Origin of the sequence: Thioclava sp. DLFJ4-1 (genome assembly GCF_002020145.1) — a bacterium.
GTDB classification, from domain to species: Bacteria; Pseudomonadota; Alphaproteobacteria; order Rhodobacterales; family Rhodobacteraceae; genus Thioclava; species Thioclava sediminum.
Genome location: NZ_MPZT01000002.1, coordinates 23,588 through 40,800, shown reverse-complemented (window position 1 = coordinate 40,800; position 17,213 = coordinate 23,588). Strand labels below are relative to the sequence as shown.

11 protein-coding genes are annotated in these 17,213 nt (G+C 55.2%); 4 read left to right on the top strand and 7 right to left on the bottom strand.

Features of this window, described 5'->3' with window-relative positions:
* Window positions 1–2: 2 nt before the first annotated feature.
* From BMI85_RS05260 to BMI85_RS05245, 4 genes are all read right to left on the bottom strand, one after another.
* The gene (locus BMI85_RS05260; RefSeq protein WP_078599982.1) at window positions 3–1,232 is read right to left on the bottom strand and encodes a restriction endonuclease subunit S; all 1,230 of its coding nucleotides are present in this window, start codon (window positions 1,230–1,232) and stop codon (window positions 3–5) included.
* Window positions 1,229–3,682, bottom strand: a complete 2,454-nt coding sequence (locus BMI85_RS05255) for a class I SAM-dependent DNA methyltransferase (RefSeq protein ID WP_078599980.1) — start codon at window positions 3,680–3,682, stop codon at window positions 1,229–1,231. The genes BMI85_RS05260 and BMI85_RS05255 overlap by 4 nt, the downstream gene beginning before the upstream one ends.
* A gap of 212 nt (window positions 3,683–3,894) precedes the next feature.
* Window positions 3,895–4,743, bottom strand: coding sequence for an HNH endonuclease signature motif containing protein (locus tag BMI85_RS05250; protein WP_078599978.1), 849 nt, complete (start codon window positions 4,741–4,743; stop codon window positions 3,895–3,897).
* A complete protein-coding gene (locus BMI85_RS05245) occupies window positions 4,743–6,308 on the bottom strand; it encodes an AAA family ATPase (RefSeq protein WP_078599976.1) in 1,566 nt (521 codons plus the stop codon). The genes BMI85_RS05250 and BMI85_RS05245 overlap by 1 nt, the downstream gene beginning before the upstream one ends.
* Window positions 6,309–6,787: 479 nt before the next feature.
* On the opposite strand from BMI85_RS05245, the gene BMI85_RS05240 reads away from it, so the two are divergent.
* Complete coding sequence (locus BMI85_RS05240; protein ID WP_143594999.1) at window positions 6,788–7,696, top strand: hypothetical protein; 909 nt, start codon at window positions 6,788–6,790, stop codon at window positions 7,694–7,696.
* A 212-nt stretch (window positions 7,697–7,908) separates the two neighbouring features.
* Here BMI85_RS05240 and BMI85_RS05235 read toward each other — a convergent pair whose 3' ends face one another.
* The 3 genes from BMI85_RS05235 to BMI85_RS21065 form a co-directional block, all read right to left on the bottom strand.
* Window positions 7,909–9,888 carry an ATP-binding protein gene (locus BMI85_RS05235; RefSeq protein WP_078599972.1) on the bottom strand — a complete coding sequence of 660 codons (1,980 nt, stop codon included), beginning with the start codon at window positions 9,886–9,888 and terminating at the stop codon, window positions 7,909–7,911.
* Window positions 9,885–11,210, bottom strand: coding sequence for an SIR2 family protein (locus BMI85_RS05230; protein WP_078599970.1), 1,326 nt, complete (start codon window positions 11,208–11,210; stop codon window positions 9,885–9,887). Before BMI85_RS05230 ends, BMI85_RS05235 begins: the two co-directional genes overlap by 4 nt.
* Window positions 11,211–11,644: 434 nt before the next feature.
* Complete coding sequence (locus BMI85_RS21065) at window positions 11,645–12,982, bottom strand: hypothetical protein (RefSeq protein WP_143594998.1); 1,338 nt, start codon at window positions 12,980–12,982, stop codon at window positions 11,645–11,647.
* A 563-nt stretch (window positions 12,983–13,545) separates the two neighbouring features.
* Between BMI85_RS21065 and BMI85_RS05225 the strand changes: the two genes are divergently transcribed.
* The 3 genes from BMI85_RS05225 (at window position 13,546) to BMI85_RS05215 (ending at window position 17,203) form a co-directional block, all read left to right on the top strand.
* Complete coding sequence (locus BMI85_RS05225; protein WP_078599968.1) at window positions 13,546–14,580, top strand: substrate-binding domain-containing protein; 1,035 nt, start codon at window positions 13,546–13,548, stop codon at window positions 14,578–14,580.
* 89 nt (window positions 14,581–14,669) lie between these two features.
* Window positions 14,670–16,199 (top strand): sugar ABC transporter ATP-binding protein, encoded by a 1,530-nt coding sequence (locus BMI85_RS05220; protein ID WP_078599966.1) that lies wholly within the window; start codon window positions 14,670–14,672, stop codon window positions 16,197–16,199.
* Window positions 16,199–17,203 carry an ABC transporter permease gene (locus BMI85_RS05215; RefSeq protein ID WP_078599964.1) on the top strand — a complete coding sequence of 335 codons (1,005 nt, stop codon included), beginning with the start codon at window positions 16,199–16,201 and terminating at the stop codon, window positions 17,201–17,203. Before BMI85_RS05220 ends, BMI85_RS05215 begins: the two co-directional genes overlap by 1 nt.
* Window positions 17,204–17,213: the final 10 nt, after the last annotated feature.

The following is a 17,213-nucleotide window of genomic DNA, read 5'->3' as shown; positions in this document are numbered from 1 at the left end:
CGTCAGACCAGCCTGATCCGTCCGGTCAAAAGGTTTTGCATCATGCCCTCCTTCACCTGCCGCGCCTTTTCGAGGCGGGTATCGAGGGCTCGGATTTCGGCGTCCATGTCGGTCAGGACCGAGGCGATTGCGGTTTGCTCGCTCAAGTCTCTGGGCGTCATGACTTGGTATTTGCGCAACTGGCCCATTCCGATTTCGAGGAAGGTGCTACCCGAACAGAGTTCGATGAACCCCGCCTTCTGAAAGCTCAACAAGTAGAACAGGAAATCCTGATCAGTTTCCGGTCGCGCTATGAAGTTCTTAAACCCTTGATTGGTTGAAATCGGCAGTGTTGCAATAGCGCATTCGCCGATGGTTGCGCGGCTGGTCATCACTATGGTGCCTTCTGGCAAGAGCTCTGCGGCCGATTTTCGAAGACCCAAGTCGGTTATGCAACGCGAAGTATGGGAAAGAAATCGCGAACCCTTTAGGGCGGTGATATCCGTAGGCGTGCACCATGCAATGTCTCCGTCCCACATCTCTGGAGCGGATGTGCTTGGAGTTCCTCCGGAGCGGATTTCGGCGAGTTCCGGCAACGTCCGGGCAACCCATTCCCCCGAGAATCCCGGAAGGCGGCGCTTGGCGGTCAGGAGGTCCTGCATCGCGCCCTGCTTGATGAGCCGCTTCTTGGCGATCAGCCGCTCCAGCCCCTCGATTAGCGCATCCGCATCCGAAAGCGCCTCGGCGATGGCTTCCTGTTCCGCCATGGACGGCTTTGGCAGCGGTAGCACTTCGAACTTGTCTTTTGGGAGATGCGCGATGCTCGTTCGGGTTGCAAAATTCAAGAGGAACCCCGTCTTGGAATAGTATTCGAGCAAGTATCGGAGCAGCACAGGGGAATAACCGCCGCGTGGACGCACGCGATGCAGCGCCTTCTGAAAGTAGCACTCCTCCATCTGACCGCACCAAATGGCAGACCGTCCTATATCCCCACCTTCACAAACCAGCAGGTCCCCGTCTTCGAGCCGGTATCGACGCAGGTCTCCCTGCGTAAGCTTAATCATGGGCAAGTCTTCGGTATCAATTCGGCCCCACTGAACAGACTTGTTGCCAAGATAAGGTTTTGGCGTGCCGACATTTTTTTCTGCGTCGAGCATCTTGCCCAAGATAACGAAAAACTCATCGCCGACGTAAGAGGTCTTCCAGTCTGCTGGTGCAGGGAAAGGCAGAGCCGTTTCTTCGACCTCCGTCATGCTGCGAACCCCATGGCACGCAAGTGGTCGGCTACCTTGCTTTCGAGGTCTTCAAAATTCCCAGCCATCTCAGGCAGCGTATGCCCATACCGCTCCGTCAGCACCCGAACCCGGGCGGTCATCTGCTCGGTCCGGGCCTCGATCTCGGCCTCGATCAATTCGGCTATGTCGGTCAGCCATTTGTCATCCACAACCAGCGCGCGGATATCTTCCTCGGTCAGTTCGGGGTATTTCTTCAGCGTGGCCTCTGTCAGCGCCTCCTCGGCCTCTTTAGCCGCCTTCTTCGCCGCCGTCTCGGCCGTCATCAGCTTGGCCACCTGCTTCAGCAGCTTTGCCTCCTCCGGCTCGGCCTCACCGGATTTTTGGCGTGCCTTGACCGAAGCGGCGGTCAGCTTGCCCGCCTCGGTCAGCGCAGCGGCCAGAAGGCCGCCCTCAACCCCGTGTTCCTCAACCAGTTCCTCGATCTCGCGTCCCAGCTCCTCGGCCTTGGTCTGCGCATCGTCGACGGCCTGCTGCAACTCCGGGAAGAAGCGCGCGACGATCAGCCGGGGCGGGATGACATCGGCCACAAGGCGCACTGTATTCACGGTCAGGTCGGCCTCTTCCAGCCAATTGATCTTATCTTTCTTGCCGTCTTTTGACTTTACGACCTCATGCCGTGCGGTGCGAAGTTCCTTTGCGGCCTCCCAGCCGTCATGGGCGATGATGAAGACATCGTCCTGCATGGTTTCGGCCCAGTAGGACATGAGCCGCTGATAGGCCTCGTAGCGGTCGATCAGGGGCGCATCGGCGAAGCGGGTCAGCATATCCTCGGCGATGGTGCGGATCAGGTCCTTGGGCTTGTCACCCATCTGGATACCATCCATCAGGGGCGCGTTCTGCCCAGCCCAGCCGTCAAGGATCGCATGGACGCGATCCCGGAAGGCGCCGAATTCAGGGTGATTGCGGATCGTGCTGCGCACCTCCTCCGGCTCGACCAGCGGATCAGAATAGCCCGGGCGCGGGTTCGGCGCAAAGAGCGTGGCGCGGATGCCGGGCATGACGTCCCAGAACTCGGCCAACCCGTCGATGTCACGGTTCGGCACGCCTCCCTTGAGGTGCGCCTCGATGTCCTGCAGGTCCTCGGGGTCGGAACCGTCGATATAGCGCGGGATGTTGAGGTTGAAGTCGTTGCGCGTGATCTCGGCATAGGGGACGAGGCGGGAATAGCCTGCGATCTCGGCTTGGCGCGTGTAGGCATCGGTGATCTTGTGGATGTCACGCTCGCGCAGGCGGTTCTTGTTGCCGTCCTTGATGAAGCCGCGCGAGGCGTCGATCATGAAGACGGGGCGCTCGGCTTGCGCCTGGAATTTGTCGAGCACGATGATCGAGGCGGGGATGCCGGTGCCGTAGAAGAGGTTAGCGGGCAGGCCGATGATCGCCTTGACGTAGCCGCGCTTGAGGATCTTCTCGCGCAGCTCGGCTTCCTTGTTGCCGCGGAAGAGCACGCCGTGGGGCAGGATGACCGCGCCGGAGCCGGTGGCCTTCATCGAGCCGAGGATGTGGAGGAGGAAGGCGAAGTCGCCGTTCTTCTCGGGCGGCATTCCGAGGTCAAAGCGGCCGAACTTGGTAGCGTTGGTCAGGCCCGAGCCCCATGCCTTGGCCGAGAAGGGCGGGTTGGCGACGACGAAGTCGAACGTCTGTAGCTCGGTTTCAGAGGCCTTGAACTGCGGTTCGCCGATGACATCGCCCTGGGCAATCTCAGCGTCCTCACGCCCGTGCATGATCATGTTCATCTTGGCGAGGCCGCGGGTGCTGATGTCGGATTCCTGGCCGTAGATCGTCAGGGCGACATCAGCTGCGTCCGCAGCTTTCAGCAGCAACGAGCCTGAGCCACAGGTGGGGTCATAGACTGTCTGTTTCGGACTGGTCGCGCGATTGATGCCAGCGACGGCGGCCACAACCCGAGACACTTCGGCCGGGGTATAGAACTGGCCTTTGCTTTTGCCGGATTCGGTTGCGAAGTTCCGCATCAGGTATTCATAAGCGTCGCCCAGAATGTCATCACCATCCGCCCGGTTGTGGCTGAAATTCAGTTCCTCGCGGCTGAAGATGTTGATGAGTGCGGTCAGCGTGTTTCGCTTTTTGGTGCCGCTTCCAAGTTTCTCGCTATCGTTGAAGTAAGCCTTGTCGATAACAGTCTGAAGATCATTCGCCTTCGCGATCCCGGCGATAGCCGTATCAATGCCTTCGCCGATATTATCGGTGCCGCGAAGCTTTCGAATGTCCTCGAAGGAGCAGCCCTCCGGCACTTCGATCAGCGCGTCTGGTTGCCCGGCACGATCAGAGACGTATTTCAGGAAGAGCAGGGTAAGGATGTAATCCTTGTAGAGCGATGCATCCATGCCGCCGCGCAGCTGATCACAGCTGTCCCAGAGAGACCGGTAGATATCGCTTTTCTTGATCGCCATGGCTCGCCTCAATGCGTGAGATCGGTGGTCCGAACTTCGGTTTCTGTCCAAAACCATGCACTCGCAGAGGAGGCAGCTGCAAGCAATCGGATTTCATTTGTATGCCTCCCTTAACCTGCTCCGTCGGGCGCTCGTTCGTTCGGCGGACCCCACTTCTATGGTGGCAGGTTCCGTAGGGGCACATTGTCGCTATTTAGCAGTCAACCGTATGATCACGGATTTATTCGGAACCCTCCTTGGCAATACCAGTCTGATTGGGAAAGAGCCTGATAGAGAGCCGAGCGCCAAGAGTTTCTCCCGACGGCAAAACGTGATCGGTGCTGTCGAGCAAGATGTGAGCGCACTGCGCATTCGCCACCGTCTATGAACATTTCTTCAAGCAGTGCTGCAATGTCGACGATTTCATCCGCGGCAGCGTCACTGTATAGTCCTGCAAGTTCCAGGCCTTCGAACTGGTTGTTTAGGCGCGAGAGCTGATTGGCGGTTAGTTCGTCTGTTGCCGCGACATAGAACTCTGCGACGGCGGGGGTTGTCTGGATAAGCTCGACTTTCAGCCAATTTGTATGGTCGATATTGTCAAAATATGGGTGAAGGTAGAGATCTCCCGGACCCGTGGGCACAATCTCAGACTTCTTTCTGTTGCACCGGTCGCAACAACCGACAAGGTTCGTCGGTTTCACGGCAAACGCCGGATACTGCGTTTTGGGTAGCAAGTGGTCCAAAGTTTCGACGGGGCCAAAATTGCAATATGGGCATCGATTGTGCGCAGGGAGGATTTTTAGAGCATCGTAGATCGAACGCGCCGGAACGCCTTTTCGTGCCATTCGTATTGTGTAGTTATTCTTGAGGTCGAGCCCGGCAACATTGCCGATGCCGCCTTCGTGGGCGCCAATGAGATGAAGCTCTTCGGCTTTCGCGCGCGTGTCGTAATCAGCAGACCGGTTCAATATCTTCTGCCTAATGCCCTTCATACGGGCTCGCAGAGCAGGACTCTTGATGATCTCAATGCATTGATCAAAAGTCGTTCCCGCATCGAATATGGGCCGCTTGACAGGCCGCATCAGTCATCATCCTCAGAGGCGCGTCGGTGCAGCATAGAGCGAATGAGCGCTTGTCCTTGAGCGCCTATCGCACCTTCGAACCTGTTCATCACAGCCTCGAAGGTGTCCTCTTCCTTAACAATATCGCGGATCATTCTGTGGAACCCTGAGCGATCTACCTCGAGTCCAAATATCTCACGCGTCAGAACGCTTACTGTCTCAGCAAACGTTTCGATCTCTGGGCGCTCCGCATTCGACGAGACGCCGTGTCTTGAGATCTTCCATACACACGTTGATGGAACTTCTTGGACCACAACCGGGGAATGGGTTGCAATAATCGCTACGCCATTTCGATTTGTTAGTAGGTCGGAAAGTGCGCGGACGAAGGCTGCTAGAAGGGGCGGGTGAAGATGAGCTTCGGGTTCGTCCATGAGAACCAGCGTGCGTTCTTCAACCAGCTCAACAAGTCTGGTCATGGTCAGTAGCACAATTTTGTGCCCCGAACTTAGCTTCTTATAAAGGTCGCGTGCCTCTCCCCGGAAATCGTCCTCGTCTGTGATGTCTGCTAAGTTGGCGACTTCAATTTCGCTAAAAAGGCTGTCGGTTTCTAGTGTCTCGAGAGCGCGTTTCCAACGAGATCGCCGCATTCCTCGCGCACAAATAAGAGCGCTATCGGCAAAGTCGCTGCTTAGTCGGGAGATATCCTGCGTTATTACCTTTCTTTCGGATTTGCGACCAACCATCTTTCTCAATCCGACGTTAGTGTATTGAATGGTCGCGCTTTTACTATCAGGTGCGTCACCTATGGTAAGAAAATCGTCGAAGGCGCTGAAGGTAACACTAACCAAGTTGGCGAAGGTCTCGCTGCAATCGCCTAGAATGTCGAACTCTGACTCTTCGAAAGAAAATTTGCCGTCGCGCCGCCTTTTAGATGTAGGGTCTACGAGGGCGCGGGTCATTCCATTGAGAATTCGTGTTTTTCCTACGCCGTTGCGCCCGACCAATACGTGGATATTGGTTGGCGGCGAAGACTGGGGCTTCACTTCGAAACGTAGCGTAAAAGGGCCCGTCAATGATTTCCGTGTCTCGGCGGCGCTGTAGAAGAATTTGAAAGGTGTAAGTTCTACGCCCTCCTTGATAACCGCGCGGTATTGAATTTCCGTTTTGCGCGCGCCGGACGATCGCATCAGCGACTCCGTCATTACGTCTTCTTTGATTGCCCGGGCATAAAGCTCTTCATCGTATGCCGTATCTCGAAGCGCACGAAATATTTCAAACCTCTCGTCTTCTGGCAGCTGCATCAAAGCCTTATAGTAATCTACATCTTGTCCGAGCGAGAAAAATTCATCAGATAATGTGAAAAATTTTTCAGGTATTTTTGGTCGTCGCTGCTTTTTTTTCCACTCAAATTGGCCGATCTTGACTGCCCCAATTTCGTGCTTCTGCCCGCCGCGATCGAAATAGGTGAAATAATACATCGTGCTGTAGGTAAACCAGTCGTCCCACTGGTCCGTCCACAGATAGCCGATCTCTTTGCCCTCTTCGGGTGCAAGATCCTCCTTGGTCGGAACTACGATGAACTCCATTGCGAACGATTATCCTGTAGAAGTGCAAGGGGTTGCAGATGTTTACGCGTAATGCGACGAATTTTTCGTTTTCACTGAAGCAATACTTTTCCTCCAAACTGCGAAAGGTCGTGAGTAACAAGACGCTAGGAACGATCGACTGAGGGCTTAAGTGAGTCAATAGCAAGTGTAGTTCGTGGGGGGGGGCAATGCGACGGCTTGCGCACGCGGTTGCAAATGGGGCCTCTTCGCCGCGTCCGGTCGTGCTCGAACAAAGTAGAGTGCCCAGCTTTCCGTTCGCTCTGTTCCTTGGCAACCGATGACAGCGGATCTTTAAGTAAATTTTTGCCCTGCTCAAAGTTGACCCTTCAATAGGTTACGCTTACGGTAGTTTTGCGCTTATAGCTTAAGGTAAAGCCCCCGCCTTTATGTAGCGTTAGCTTACTCAGAGCGGGTGATGCATGTGCAAGCCGTGCTAAGCGCACCACTTGGGGCTTGGAATGTATCTAAATAAGAGCAATGGACGTAAGCGCTTCAAAGAGAGTCTTGGACAGGCCAATCACCTAATAATTACTGCGCTTGTCGGTCTGGATGCGATTGAGCGTGGGGAGGTGACAGTTGTGCCTCCTGAGATGAGAATGGCCTGGTCGCCGAAGTCACCGGAGATCTCAGCGCGAAGGGCCCGTCGGCTAGTTCTTGATATGGCGCTAATTAGAGCGGTCGATGGCGTTGACGTCTATTTGCGCTGCGCGATGCGAAAACCAACTTTAATCCAAGATCAGGCTCTCCGTAGCGAAATTGATCGGGCAAATAGAAGTGTTTTCAAGAAAATTGTTGCAGTGGAGAATGCTATCCCCGATCTAGATCCACTGCTTATTGCTATGGTGGCTGCGCTGGTAAGCTGGCGCAACGAGAGCGCTCATGTGGAAGCTGACGATGGCTTGTCTGAGAGACACCGCGCTATTCTCGAGGAAGGCAATGCAGATATCGCATCGAAATTCAGGGGGCTAGATTCCAACGTTATGTTGCGCAGCTACGATGCAGAAAGCCCGCCAACATTCAAGGAAGTCGCTTCATTCATCAATGCATCACACCATTTTATTCAGGATTTGGAAGACCAACTCTTTGCGAGGATTGATCCTGAAATCTTTCTAAAGCAGCTCGTCGGGGTGGCGCTTCAGAGGAGGGCAGATGGCCCCTCTGAAGGGAATGGCAGGAGCAGCAAGGCAGCGGAGATTTGGGGGAGGGCCGAGGACGACCGCCCACGTTATGTTCGGTCGTTCCTCCAGCATAATGGTCTTACTTTGGAAAGGGCTAAGTCCGGTCCTTCTTTGAAATTTAAAGAAGAAACCATCAAAAGGCTCTTAAGCTTTAATCCAAAGGAGCTTGGCATTTGGTTGCAGGAATGAAGGGCATGAAGAGTCTGCACGCCACTCGTCGAAATGCCCCCTTTGTGGACAGAGCCACCGGCAATATGGCCCGTGGCGGCTCAGCATAGCAAAAAAGAGACGACCAAGCTCCGGTCGCGGCTGGATGAAAGCTCAGTGGAAGGACACTCTTTAGCTAATCCTTCTTCCCAGCCCATTCTGGCCGCTCGAAGTGTGCCGTGGCGGCGGCTCCGTTAAGTTGTTATCCTAACTGATGCAACCCTTCCCTCCTCGTGAAACCAGATTTCCCCGATTTTCGCGTCGTCACTCTTTGGCAGCGGTTTTGCGTCCCGGACCCTGAAGGTTGTCGGGAGGTTTACCGACGTTCCAAAGACAAGCGCATGCTGCTTTGGCAACGACGGCAGACGCTTTAGGACCGCTTCGGAAATGAATGGTGTCATTTGCCGGATCTGTGAGAGGTCATCCGGGTTCTGGATGCGATGGATAACAAAGTTTGAGCATTGCGAGAGCACGGTTTTCGAGAGTTCGCTTGGCCGTTGCGATGCTGCTAGAAGGAAAAGCCCATATTTTCGTCCCTCTTTGGCGATGCGCTCGTAGATTTTGCTGGCATCGATGGCATATTTTGAGGGGATTGCTGAAATGTAGCGATGTGCCTCCTCAAGCAAAAGATGAACCGGAAAGCGGTTCCTCTGATCAGATTGCCTGAGTAAGCGGAATATCATCCGCGCAAGCACTGATGAGACAAGCTCAACCACTTCATCTTCGACAGAGTTCATATCTACAATGATGATCTGATGGATCTTCTGCCAATGATTTGTTTTTCTTGAAAGACCAAGGAGTTGTTCTAAGAAATCCCCCATCGTCGGGTCCGGGTCTTTCGGATTGCTATTATGGCGCAAGAATGCATACTCGGGTCGATCTCGGAGTGATTTGAACCGAGTGACCATCTGTGAGCAATAATCGCGAATTTGCCGGTTGCCGTGCGCCTCCTCATATAGGATTGCGAAATCCAAGCATTCTTCAAGGTCATCAAATGCGAAGGGTGTTCGGTTGTAGGATGGGAGCTTCACGTCCTCGCGAAGCTTCTGTCGAACCTCATCCAAAAAAGGAACGATATTTCCATTAGGAAAGTTTCCGTATTGGTAGTTTGCTCCATATTTTTGAAGCAATTCCTCGTTTAAATCGTGCGTCGGATACTTCTGAAATAACGATACTACACGCTGAAACTTCGCGACTGGCGAGTCGCCATCCGCCCCGCGGAAACATTCAATGACGCAGGTGGCGATGAAGTGCTCTTTGATCTCCAAAGCTTGCGGCGTATTCGCCCTGAACAAGCCAGTAAGGCCCAACGCCGTTCGAAGAACCGGAATCTGCGTCCGCTCACTTGCCTGAAGCAACAATTCCCACTCGGATTGCTCCAAGAACCAATGGGGGAGGCGAAACCTCCCATCATTTGCGGTTCCGTCCAAAACGACGTGGTCGACACCAATTCCATTCGCTTTGGCAAGCGGCATTAACGCATTTGCGTATTCGCCATTCACGTCGAACACCACGAACGTTGCCCCTCTGGCGTGGAACTCCTCCGCCTTGTCGAACAATGACTGGAGGACCGATGCTACGGTGCAGGACTTGCCGCTCCCGGTATTCCCAAGCACAGCGGTATGGCCGCCAAAAAAGTCGTCTATCCGGACTTTAACGTCGTAGCCATCGAATACGACCGATCGACCTATGGTCAGGGCGCGAAAGCGCGTTGCACTTTCGGGAACTGGCAAGGAGCCATCGATGCGAAGAGCGGGTTCGCTCGGCTTCTCAGTTTCAAAAACCCGATCAAGCTCCGCATCAAGAGCGTAGAGAGCATCCGCGTATAGCGAAGGAAAGATCGAGACGCCGAAGCGGAACTTCGCATCACGGTCTTGCGGAAGCATTCCGACTGGCACCACGTCGAGATATTTCGCGGACGCCGCCCTGTCTAAATGCACCTCGCCCTGGCTTGAGCTGGCGCTGTCCCGTTCGCGCAAGCCTACAACCTCGACGACAACATATTCTGTTTGTGCTGGGATCATCAGGAACGAGCCTAGACGGGCGACATAATGAACGTCGTCGAAGCCCACGACAGTGAAATTGTCTGTGCCGGCATGCATCTCGACAACGAGGCGGTCGGCTGCGACAGAGACCACCTTTCCGATGGCGCGTTTCCTATCGTCCCGGCTCATGAGTTCTCTCCATCGCTGGAATGAGGCCTTGGCGCTTTGGTGGATATTGCCTCTAACACTTTTCGAATTGCGTCATCAATGCGCTCGCTCGGCCGTTGGGGCATAAACTCTTCGATGATGGTGTCGAAGTAATGCGCCTTTCTGTCAGCGTCCGGGCCGCTGCCACCGATGATCCAGATGCGCGGATCGTTCAGAGCGCGAAGCTTGGCGATTTCACCCTCAAGCGCCGGATCTGCGAAGATAATCAGGCGGAATGTCGGTATCGTGAGCGCTTGGTAGATGATATTGTTGATATGTTCGTCGCCGAAGGCATATCCCATAGTAAATAGGACACTTTGCTCTCTCACTATCCGTGTTTGGAACTCGCGAAACAGGTCCGCATAGGGCGACCCGAGGCTGGAGTTTTGTTTTGCGGGGGTGGGATAGATCATCACCTTCCCCGGGTCTTGCTCTCTGGATGCGACCGTTTCGCGGATCGGTAAGAGGCCGTGATCGTCTTCGGTCCAGCTGATTGACCCATGGATCTTGCAGAGATAGACGAAGCCATCCACTGCCGACCATTTCCTATTTGTCAAATCGAGCTGCTCGGCAAGCGCGTAACGGAAGGTCGCGGGATTGAAACGGCGCTCCACCACGCCCGAGAAGCCATTGGCGTAAGGCAGACCTAGCCGGTCCATCGCGGTTTCGTTAAAAAGGTCGTAGTTAGTCGTGAAGACCCAGGGACGCGGCAGCGAACGGTCGCGAAGGACCAGCTTTCGGTAGAAAGTCTCATAGAGCGCCCCAACAGAGCTGTCCCCATTCGCAAAGGCGCCGTTCGTGCATTTCTCCCAAAGAAAAGCCTGCACCTTCTGGATGATCGCGTTAACGACATTTAGGTTTTCGTCCGCCCGCGGAAGCGTGCTTCGAGATAGCGAGAAGCGGAGGCTGAACAGAAGCTCCATCAATCGTTCAAGGTTCCGAGAATATTCATTGTCGCCAATATCGACACCGAATTCGCCGGCAAGAACTTTTCTCTCAGCAATAGTCGGGAACCCCGCCTCGTCGTCAGGCCGCTTCTTCGTGAACTCGGCGGCGAGCGGCGCCATGGTAGGGATTCCAACCTCTTTCCATTCCTCGGTGTCCAGCAACCCAACTTCCTTGACGTAGTGCGATGAGCACCCGGCCCCGAGCAGGAATGCAACGTTTTTCGCATTGAGCGACTCCGAAAGCGCTTTCCTAACGACATCGGCCCCGGCAGGCCATTCAAGCTCATCGTTATTAGTTCCGTCGCCACGCAAAAATTTGAATGTCAGTTTCTGCGATGCTTCGTCGTCACCATCCACCACATTACCTCCCCCCCAAAAAAAATCTTTGAATGGCCTGCATGGCTCGAGTTTCTCGGCCGCGAGGCGTAGTTCACTATCGTCATTCGCTTAGTGGGGCGCAAGGTCGGTGCGCGAAGCTATGTCCCAACCTCCGTAAGTAGTCTTACGGCTAACGTGCCCGGTTCGGTCTCGAACAAGCTGCGTAAACGCTGCGCCGTCGCCAGTTCGCTTCCCGCGCTTTCGATGGTAAGGGCGGAAACGAGATTACGCTACTTCGATCTAGGCGAAGAAAGCCTCCAGAGGAAACTCAGATTGAGCATTTGCGTCGCACAAATGCTCGTCGGTGGCGTGCCATACTACTCCAGCAGCTACACGACGGATTATGCATTGAGATCAAGTAAAACTGAGCTCTTAGGAATGGTCCTTCACCGCGGCGAACTGACTATAAAACTTCAGGCCAGCGTTTTGTCACCCCGCGCGACGTGAGCGTAGCCAATCGTTGTCGGTGGGACGGAAGTGAAGCTGATCGTCCCCCAGCCAGCATTTTGGTGTCGTTCGATATTTGGCACTGAAGGGTGCTGGTAGCAATTGCCCGCCCCCATTGAAACAACCGCTAGCGGGGACGGGCCGATATGCGGCACGGGAATTTTCCCCAAAACCTCCGCCCCGTGATGAGGAACGACAAGTAAGTTCACGCGCCTCAAAACTGATGGCTGTATCGCGACATAGTCGGCGTCCCCTGTCATCAGCGCCGTTTTCCCATTTGCTAGACGAACACTTATCACCAATCCTGAGTTGTTCCTCCTTTTTGACTTCCCTGAGACTGCCATTGGGTTCGCCTGCCCGAGCGTCAAGGGGCCGAAAGAATACTCCTTGCTTGGGATGGGGGGGATGCGGATCAATCTATGTGCGGCTTTGAGCTCTTCAACGACGAATTCTGCGTTTGGTCCAAGCGGCTGGTCGGGGACAATCCAAAAAGATTTCTGCAGTAGTTTCCAGCGGTGATATCCGTGAAGGTGGTCCCAATCCCAATGAGACAAAAACACCATTTCAGCGAATTTCGGAGCGGGGTCGGTGGGAGGGCAGGTCTTAGCGTTAAAAGGAATGGGCCATCCGGCATCAAAATGCATGATCGCTTTGCCGGATGAGCCAATTAGGGTCGTAAAACTGGCGTGGCCAACGTCATGGATAATGACTTTTTCGAAGTCGGATTTGCATATTGAGCGCGCCAACCTCAACAGGGCATGGTTCGATGCAGTTGTTTCGATCTTCGTTCCTGGCAATCCTCTGCGTTTGGCTAACTTGCTGGCGAGAACCGCCCCTGACCCTGCGGCAGCACTGAGGCTTCGAGGTTCTTCCGGCTCGCTCCCAAACTGAGTTATGGTCGCGACTGTGAAGTTCTCCAACTCTTCAAACCCGTTTTCACCGAGGCGGCAAACTTGAGCGCGAGGGCCGCTTATTTTTCCGGCCGGGACGAGTTGAATGTCAACCCAGCGACCAGCTAAATCTTCTTCTCCTTCAGCGTCGTCAGGGCTTTCAAGGCTTGCCATCTTCGAAAACCGCTTTGCTGTGGTCATGATCCTTAGCAAAGCAAGGTTTTGACGGTCCCAGGTGCGCACGGGCTCATTTACCAAAGCCGGGTCAAAATTTGCTTGGACCGCGTCGATAATTATAGTGGCTCGACTGAGAGGGCTTTCGTTGTGCTGCTCAATGCTTAAGATTAAACCCACATATCCTCTTGGTTCTTTAGGAAACTTCTTTAGAGGTGGTCGCTTGTCGGGGTTGCGCATTAGAATGCCTTTTATAATTGCTGAAAGTTACCAAAAACTTCGATGGGGCCTCCATGGTCGCGAAGGGGCCCGGCTAATATATTTTAGTCGCGGAATTTTATCTATCGCACAGCGCGCGGAGATATGTTGCGCTGTAGAGAAAATATTCACGCGCATCCATCTTGCGTGTTGGGCCGACACGTGTGCCATCTGAAGCGAAAGTGTGAAGGCTGTTGTAGCTTGCAGTATCAAGGCAAGGGACTAGGAAGTCCATGCCGAGAGAATTTTTCGAGTAGAAGCCGGCGACCTGCGGCGGGTCTTTCAGCTAAGCATGCTCTGCCCCCAGAGCTCTACCGACCTTAGGCAGAGTTTCCCGGCTTTGTGCACTGCTCCCTAAGGTTTTTCGACCGCCGGACTTCGGAGTTTCCGGTCTTTGTCACGATAACGGGGTAGGTATGAAATATATTTCAGGAACTAGGATTTATTGACAGGTTGGCAGGTGGGAGGCAGGCTTATCCCACCAAGAGCTCGGAACAGCGGTGATCTGGAGGAGGTTGCCTGTTCTCGGCCAGGGAGGAAAATCTATGAAGAAGTTTCTTATTGCGGCGGCAGCCGCCTGTCTTTGCACGTCTTCTGCAATGGCGCAGGACGCGGACGAACCTTGGAAGGAATCCCCCTTTCACTGCAAACCGGGCGAAACCTATGTCATGAATGTCATGGTTTCAGGGGTCGAATACTGGTATCCCGTCTACGAGATGTTCAAGCAGGCCGCGCATCAGTTCGGCTGCGAGACCAAATATACCGGCACCCCGGATTATGACGTTAACAAGCAGATCGCGAGCTTCCAGCAGGTGCTTGCGCAGAAGCCTGCCGGGATCCTGCTACACCCGATGAACCCGGACCCGTTTATCGAGCCGATCAACGAAGCGATCAAACAAGGCACGGCTGTCGTGACCTTTGCCGCCGACAGTCCGAATTCGAACCGCACCTCCTACATCACTTCCGACAACCTGCGCGAAGGCAGCGTTGCCGCAGACGAGATCGCCAAGGCGACGGGCGGAAAGGGAGAATATGCTGTTCTTGAAAATCCCGGCCAAGACAATCACGACCGGCGCGTTTCGTCCTTTATCGCGCGAATGAAAGAGAAATATCCCGACATGAAGCTGGTCGGCCGCGCGGCGACAAATCAAGATCCGAGTAAGGCCTATCAGGCGGTGTTGTCTTTGGCGCAGGCCCATCCTGATCTGAGTGCAGTCTTTATGCCTGAAGCCTCGTCAGCGATCGGCGCGGCACAGGCTGCGCAGGAACTGGGCGGTAAGATCAAGATCGTCAATGTGGATGTGAACGCCAAGGTTCTCGATATGATCAAGGCGGGCCAGATCACGGCCGCCATCGACCCGAACCAGGGCGCGCAGGGATATTATGGCTTTATCCTGCTTTGGCTGGCTGCCCATCCTCAGCTCATTGATCCGATGAACGACTACAAGAGCGCCGGCTTCAACCCCATGGGCATCCCGTTGCTTGATAACGGATATGCGGTCGTGACCAAGGACAATGCCGACGATTTCTACTGGGACAAGTATCTCAAGCGTCGCGGCACCAAGGGGATCGACGGCTGATCCGATCCTGTGTGCAGGCGGCGGTGTCCGACAGATGGGACGCCGCCGCCCATATCGCTTGTCTTTTCAATCCTGTTGCGGAGCGAGTCATGACTTCTTTGCTCGAGCTTGACGGTATCGCCAAGCGTTTCGGCCCCGTCCGTGCGCTGGAAAACGTCGCTTTCAATCTGCGGGCGGGTGAAATCCACGCGCTTGCCGGAGAGAACGGCGCTGGGAAATCGACGACAATGAAGATCGTCGATGGAATCTTGCAGCCCGACGCCGGCGAGATCCGGATCGACGGGGAGCCGCGCAGGATCCGATCACCGCTGGAGGCCCAAGCGCTCGGCATCGGGTTTGTCCATCAGGAAATCGCTCTCTGCCCGGATGTGAGCGTGGCCGAAAATATCTTCATGGCCGCGACGGCGGCTAGCCGGTCGCCACTTATGAATTATGCTGCACTCGAGCGCAAAGCACAGGTGGTGCTGGCGCAACTGGGCAATATTGATCCGCGGGCAAAAGTAGGATCGCTGTCAATCTCGACACAGCAGCTTGTAGAGATCGCCAAGGCGCTGACGCTTGATGCACGTATCCTGATCCTTGACGAACCGACTTCGGCTCTCACTGAAGCCGAAACCGAGAAGCTTTTCTCCATCGTGCACCGGCTCAAGGCGCGCGGGCTCGGGATCATCCATATCTCGCACCGGATGGCAGAGATATTCGATCACTGCGATCGCGTAACGGTATTCCGGGACGGAAATTTTGTCGATTGCCTTGAGGTGGCGAAAACCTCCCCTCAAGAGGTCGTCAACCGTATGGTCGGACGCGATATCGCCCAGCTTTATCCACCCAAATTGGACAGTGCGCCTGGACGACCGTTGTTGCAGGTCGAAGGGCTGAGCGATGAGCCCCTGTTGCGCGACATCAGTTTCGAGCTGCGCGCTGGAGAGATCCTTGGCATCGGAGGATTGATCGGTGCCGGGCGGTCCGAATTGTCGCGCGCCGTTTGTGGTCTGAGACCGCGGAAGTCCGGGCGTATTGTGCTCGACGGCGCGCCGGTATCGATCCGCAATTTCCGCGAGGCGCTTGATGCTGGCCTTGTCTATGTTTCGGAGGATCGCAAAAGTGAGGGGTTATTCCTCGACCTGCCGATCAGCGCCAATATTTCAGCTCTGCGCCCGGCGCAGGTGACCAATCGGCTGGGCTTGATCGACAGCGCCGCCGAGATGGCGCAGGCCCAAGAATACACCAGTCGTCTCCGTCTCAGAGCTGGCTCGCTAAGTGACCCACCCTCGACGCTCTCGGGTGGCAATCAGCAAAAGATCGCGCTGGCTCGAATGTTGTCGGTCGCACCGCGAGTGGTCTTTCTTGATGAGCCGACGCGCGGTGTCGATGTCGGCGCTAAGGTCGAGATCCATGCAATTCTGCGCGAACTGGCGAGCACTGGCATCGGCGTGGTCGTGATTTCTTCCGAACTCCCCGAACTGATCGGCCTCTCGGACCGGGTCATCGTGCTGCACGAAGGCCGACTAACCGGTGAACTCTCTGCCGCAGAACTAAGCGAAGAAGCAATCATTGCGCTGGCATCTGGCCTTGAGGCTCAGAGCACCCGTGCGACGCAGACCGAAGGAGCTTTGTGATGACAGAAACGAGCCTTGAACGCCCCGCGCGACGCGCGAAAAACGCGGGCACAAACCTGCACAACTTGGTGCGGATGCGTGAATTCGGCCTGCTCTGCATCATCCTTGCATTGTGCGTCGTGATGAGCTTTGCCTCACCCTATTTCCTGACTTGGAGCAACTTTCGCACCATCTTCCTGAGCTTCTCGATTGAGGGCATCGTAGTAATCGGGATGACGGTTCTGCTCATTGTCGGCGGGCTTGACCTGTCGGTGGGCTCGGTCGTGTGTTTCGCGATGGTGGTTGCGGGCAAGTTGTTCCTTATGGGGATCGATCCTTGGCTTGCCTCGCTGGGAGGTATCTCGGCCGCTGCCGGCGTCGGCGTGGTGATGGGTTTTTTCGTGGTGCGGGTCGGCCTGAGCCATTTCATCGCGTCGCTTGCAGCGATGGTGATTGTGCGCGGTGCCTGTCTGATGGTCACGAAGGGGACGCCGCTGTCGCTGTTCTCGCTGCCGCCAGAATTCAAGTTTGTGGGGCAGGGATCGCTGGGCGGTATTCCGGTCGTTGTAGTGATTTTCATCGTTCTAGCGATCGTCTTTGATTTCCTGCTACGCCGCGCGACGCGATTCCGGGCGGTGTTCTACACCGGATCGAATGAGCGCGCGGCAGAATATTCGGGCATCCGGACCAAGCGCGTGATCTTTTGGGTGACGGTGCTGTGTTCGACCCTGACGGGGCTGGCCGGTGTGATTTTCATGGCGCGGTTCGGCTCGGCGACTCCCCAATTCGGTGTCGGGCTGGAGTTGAATGTGATCGCTGCTGCGGTGATTGGCGGCGCGTCATTGAAGGGCGGTCAGGGGTCGATCTTTGGTGCGGTTCTCGGGGTCGGGCTGCTGTCGCTGGTGACCAGCTCGCTCATTCTACTCGATGTGTCTGTCTACATGCAGGACATGATTAAAGGCCTCATTCTGCTGGCGGCCGTCTCGTTCGATCATCTGATGAGCCAGCGCGGAAAGAAGGGCTGAGGAAATGGAT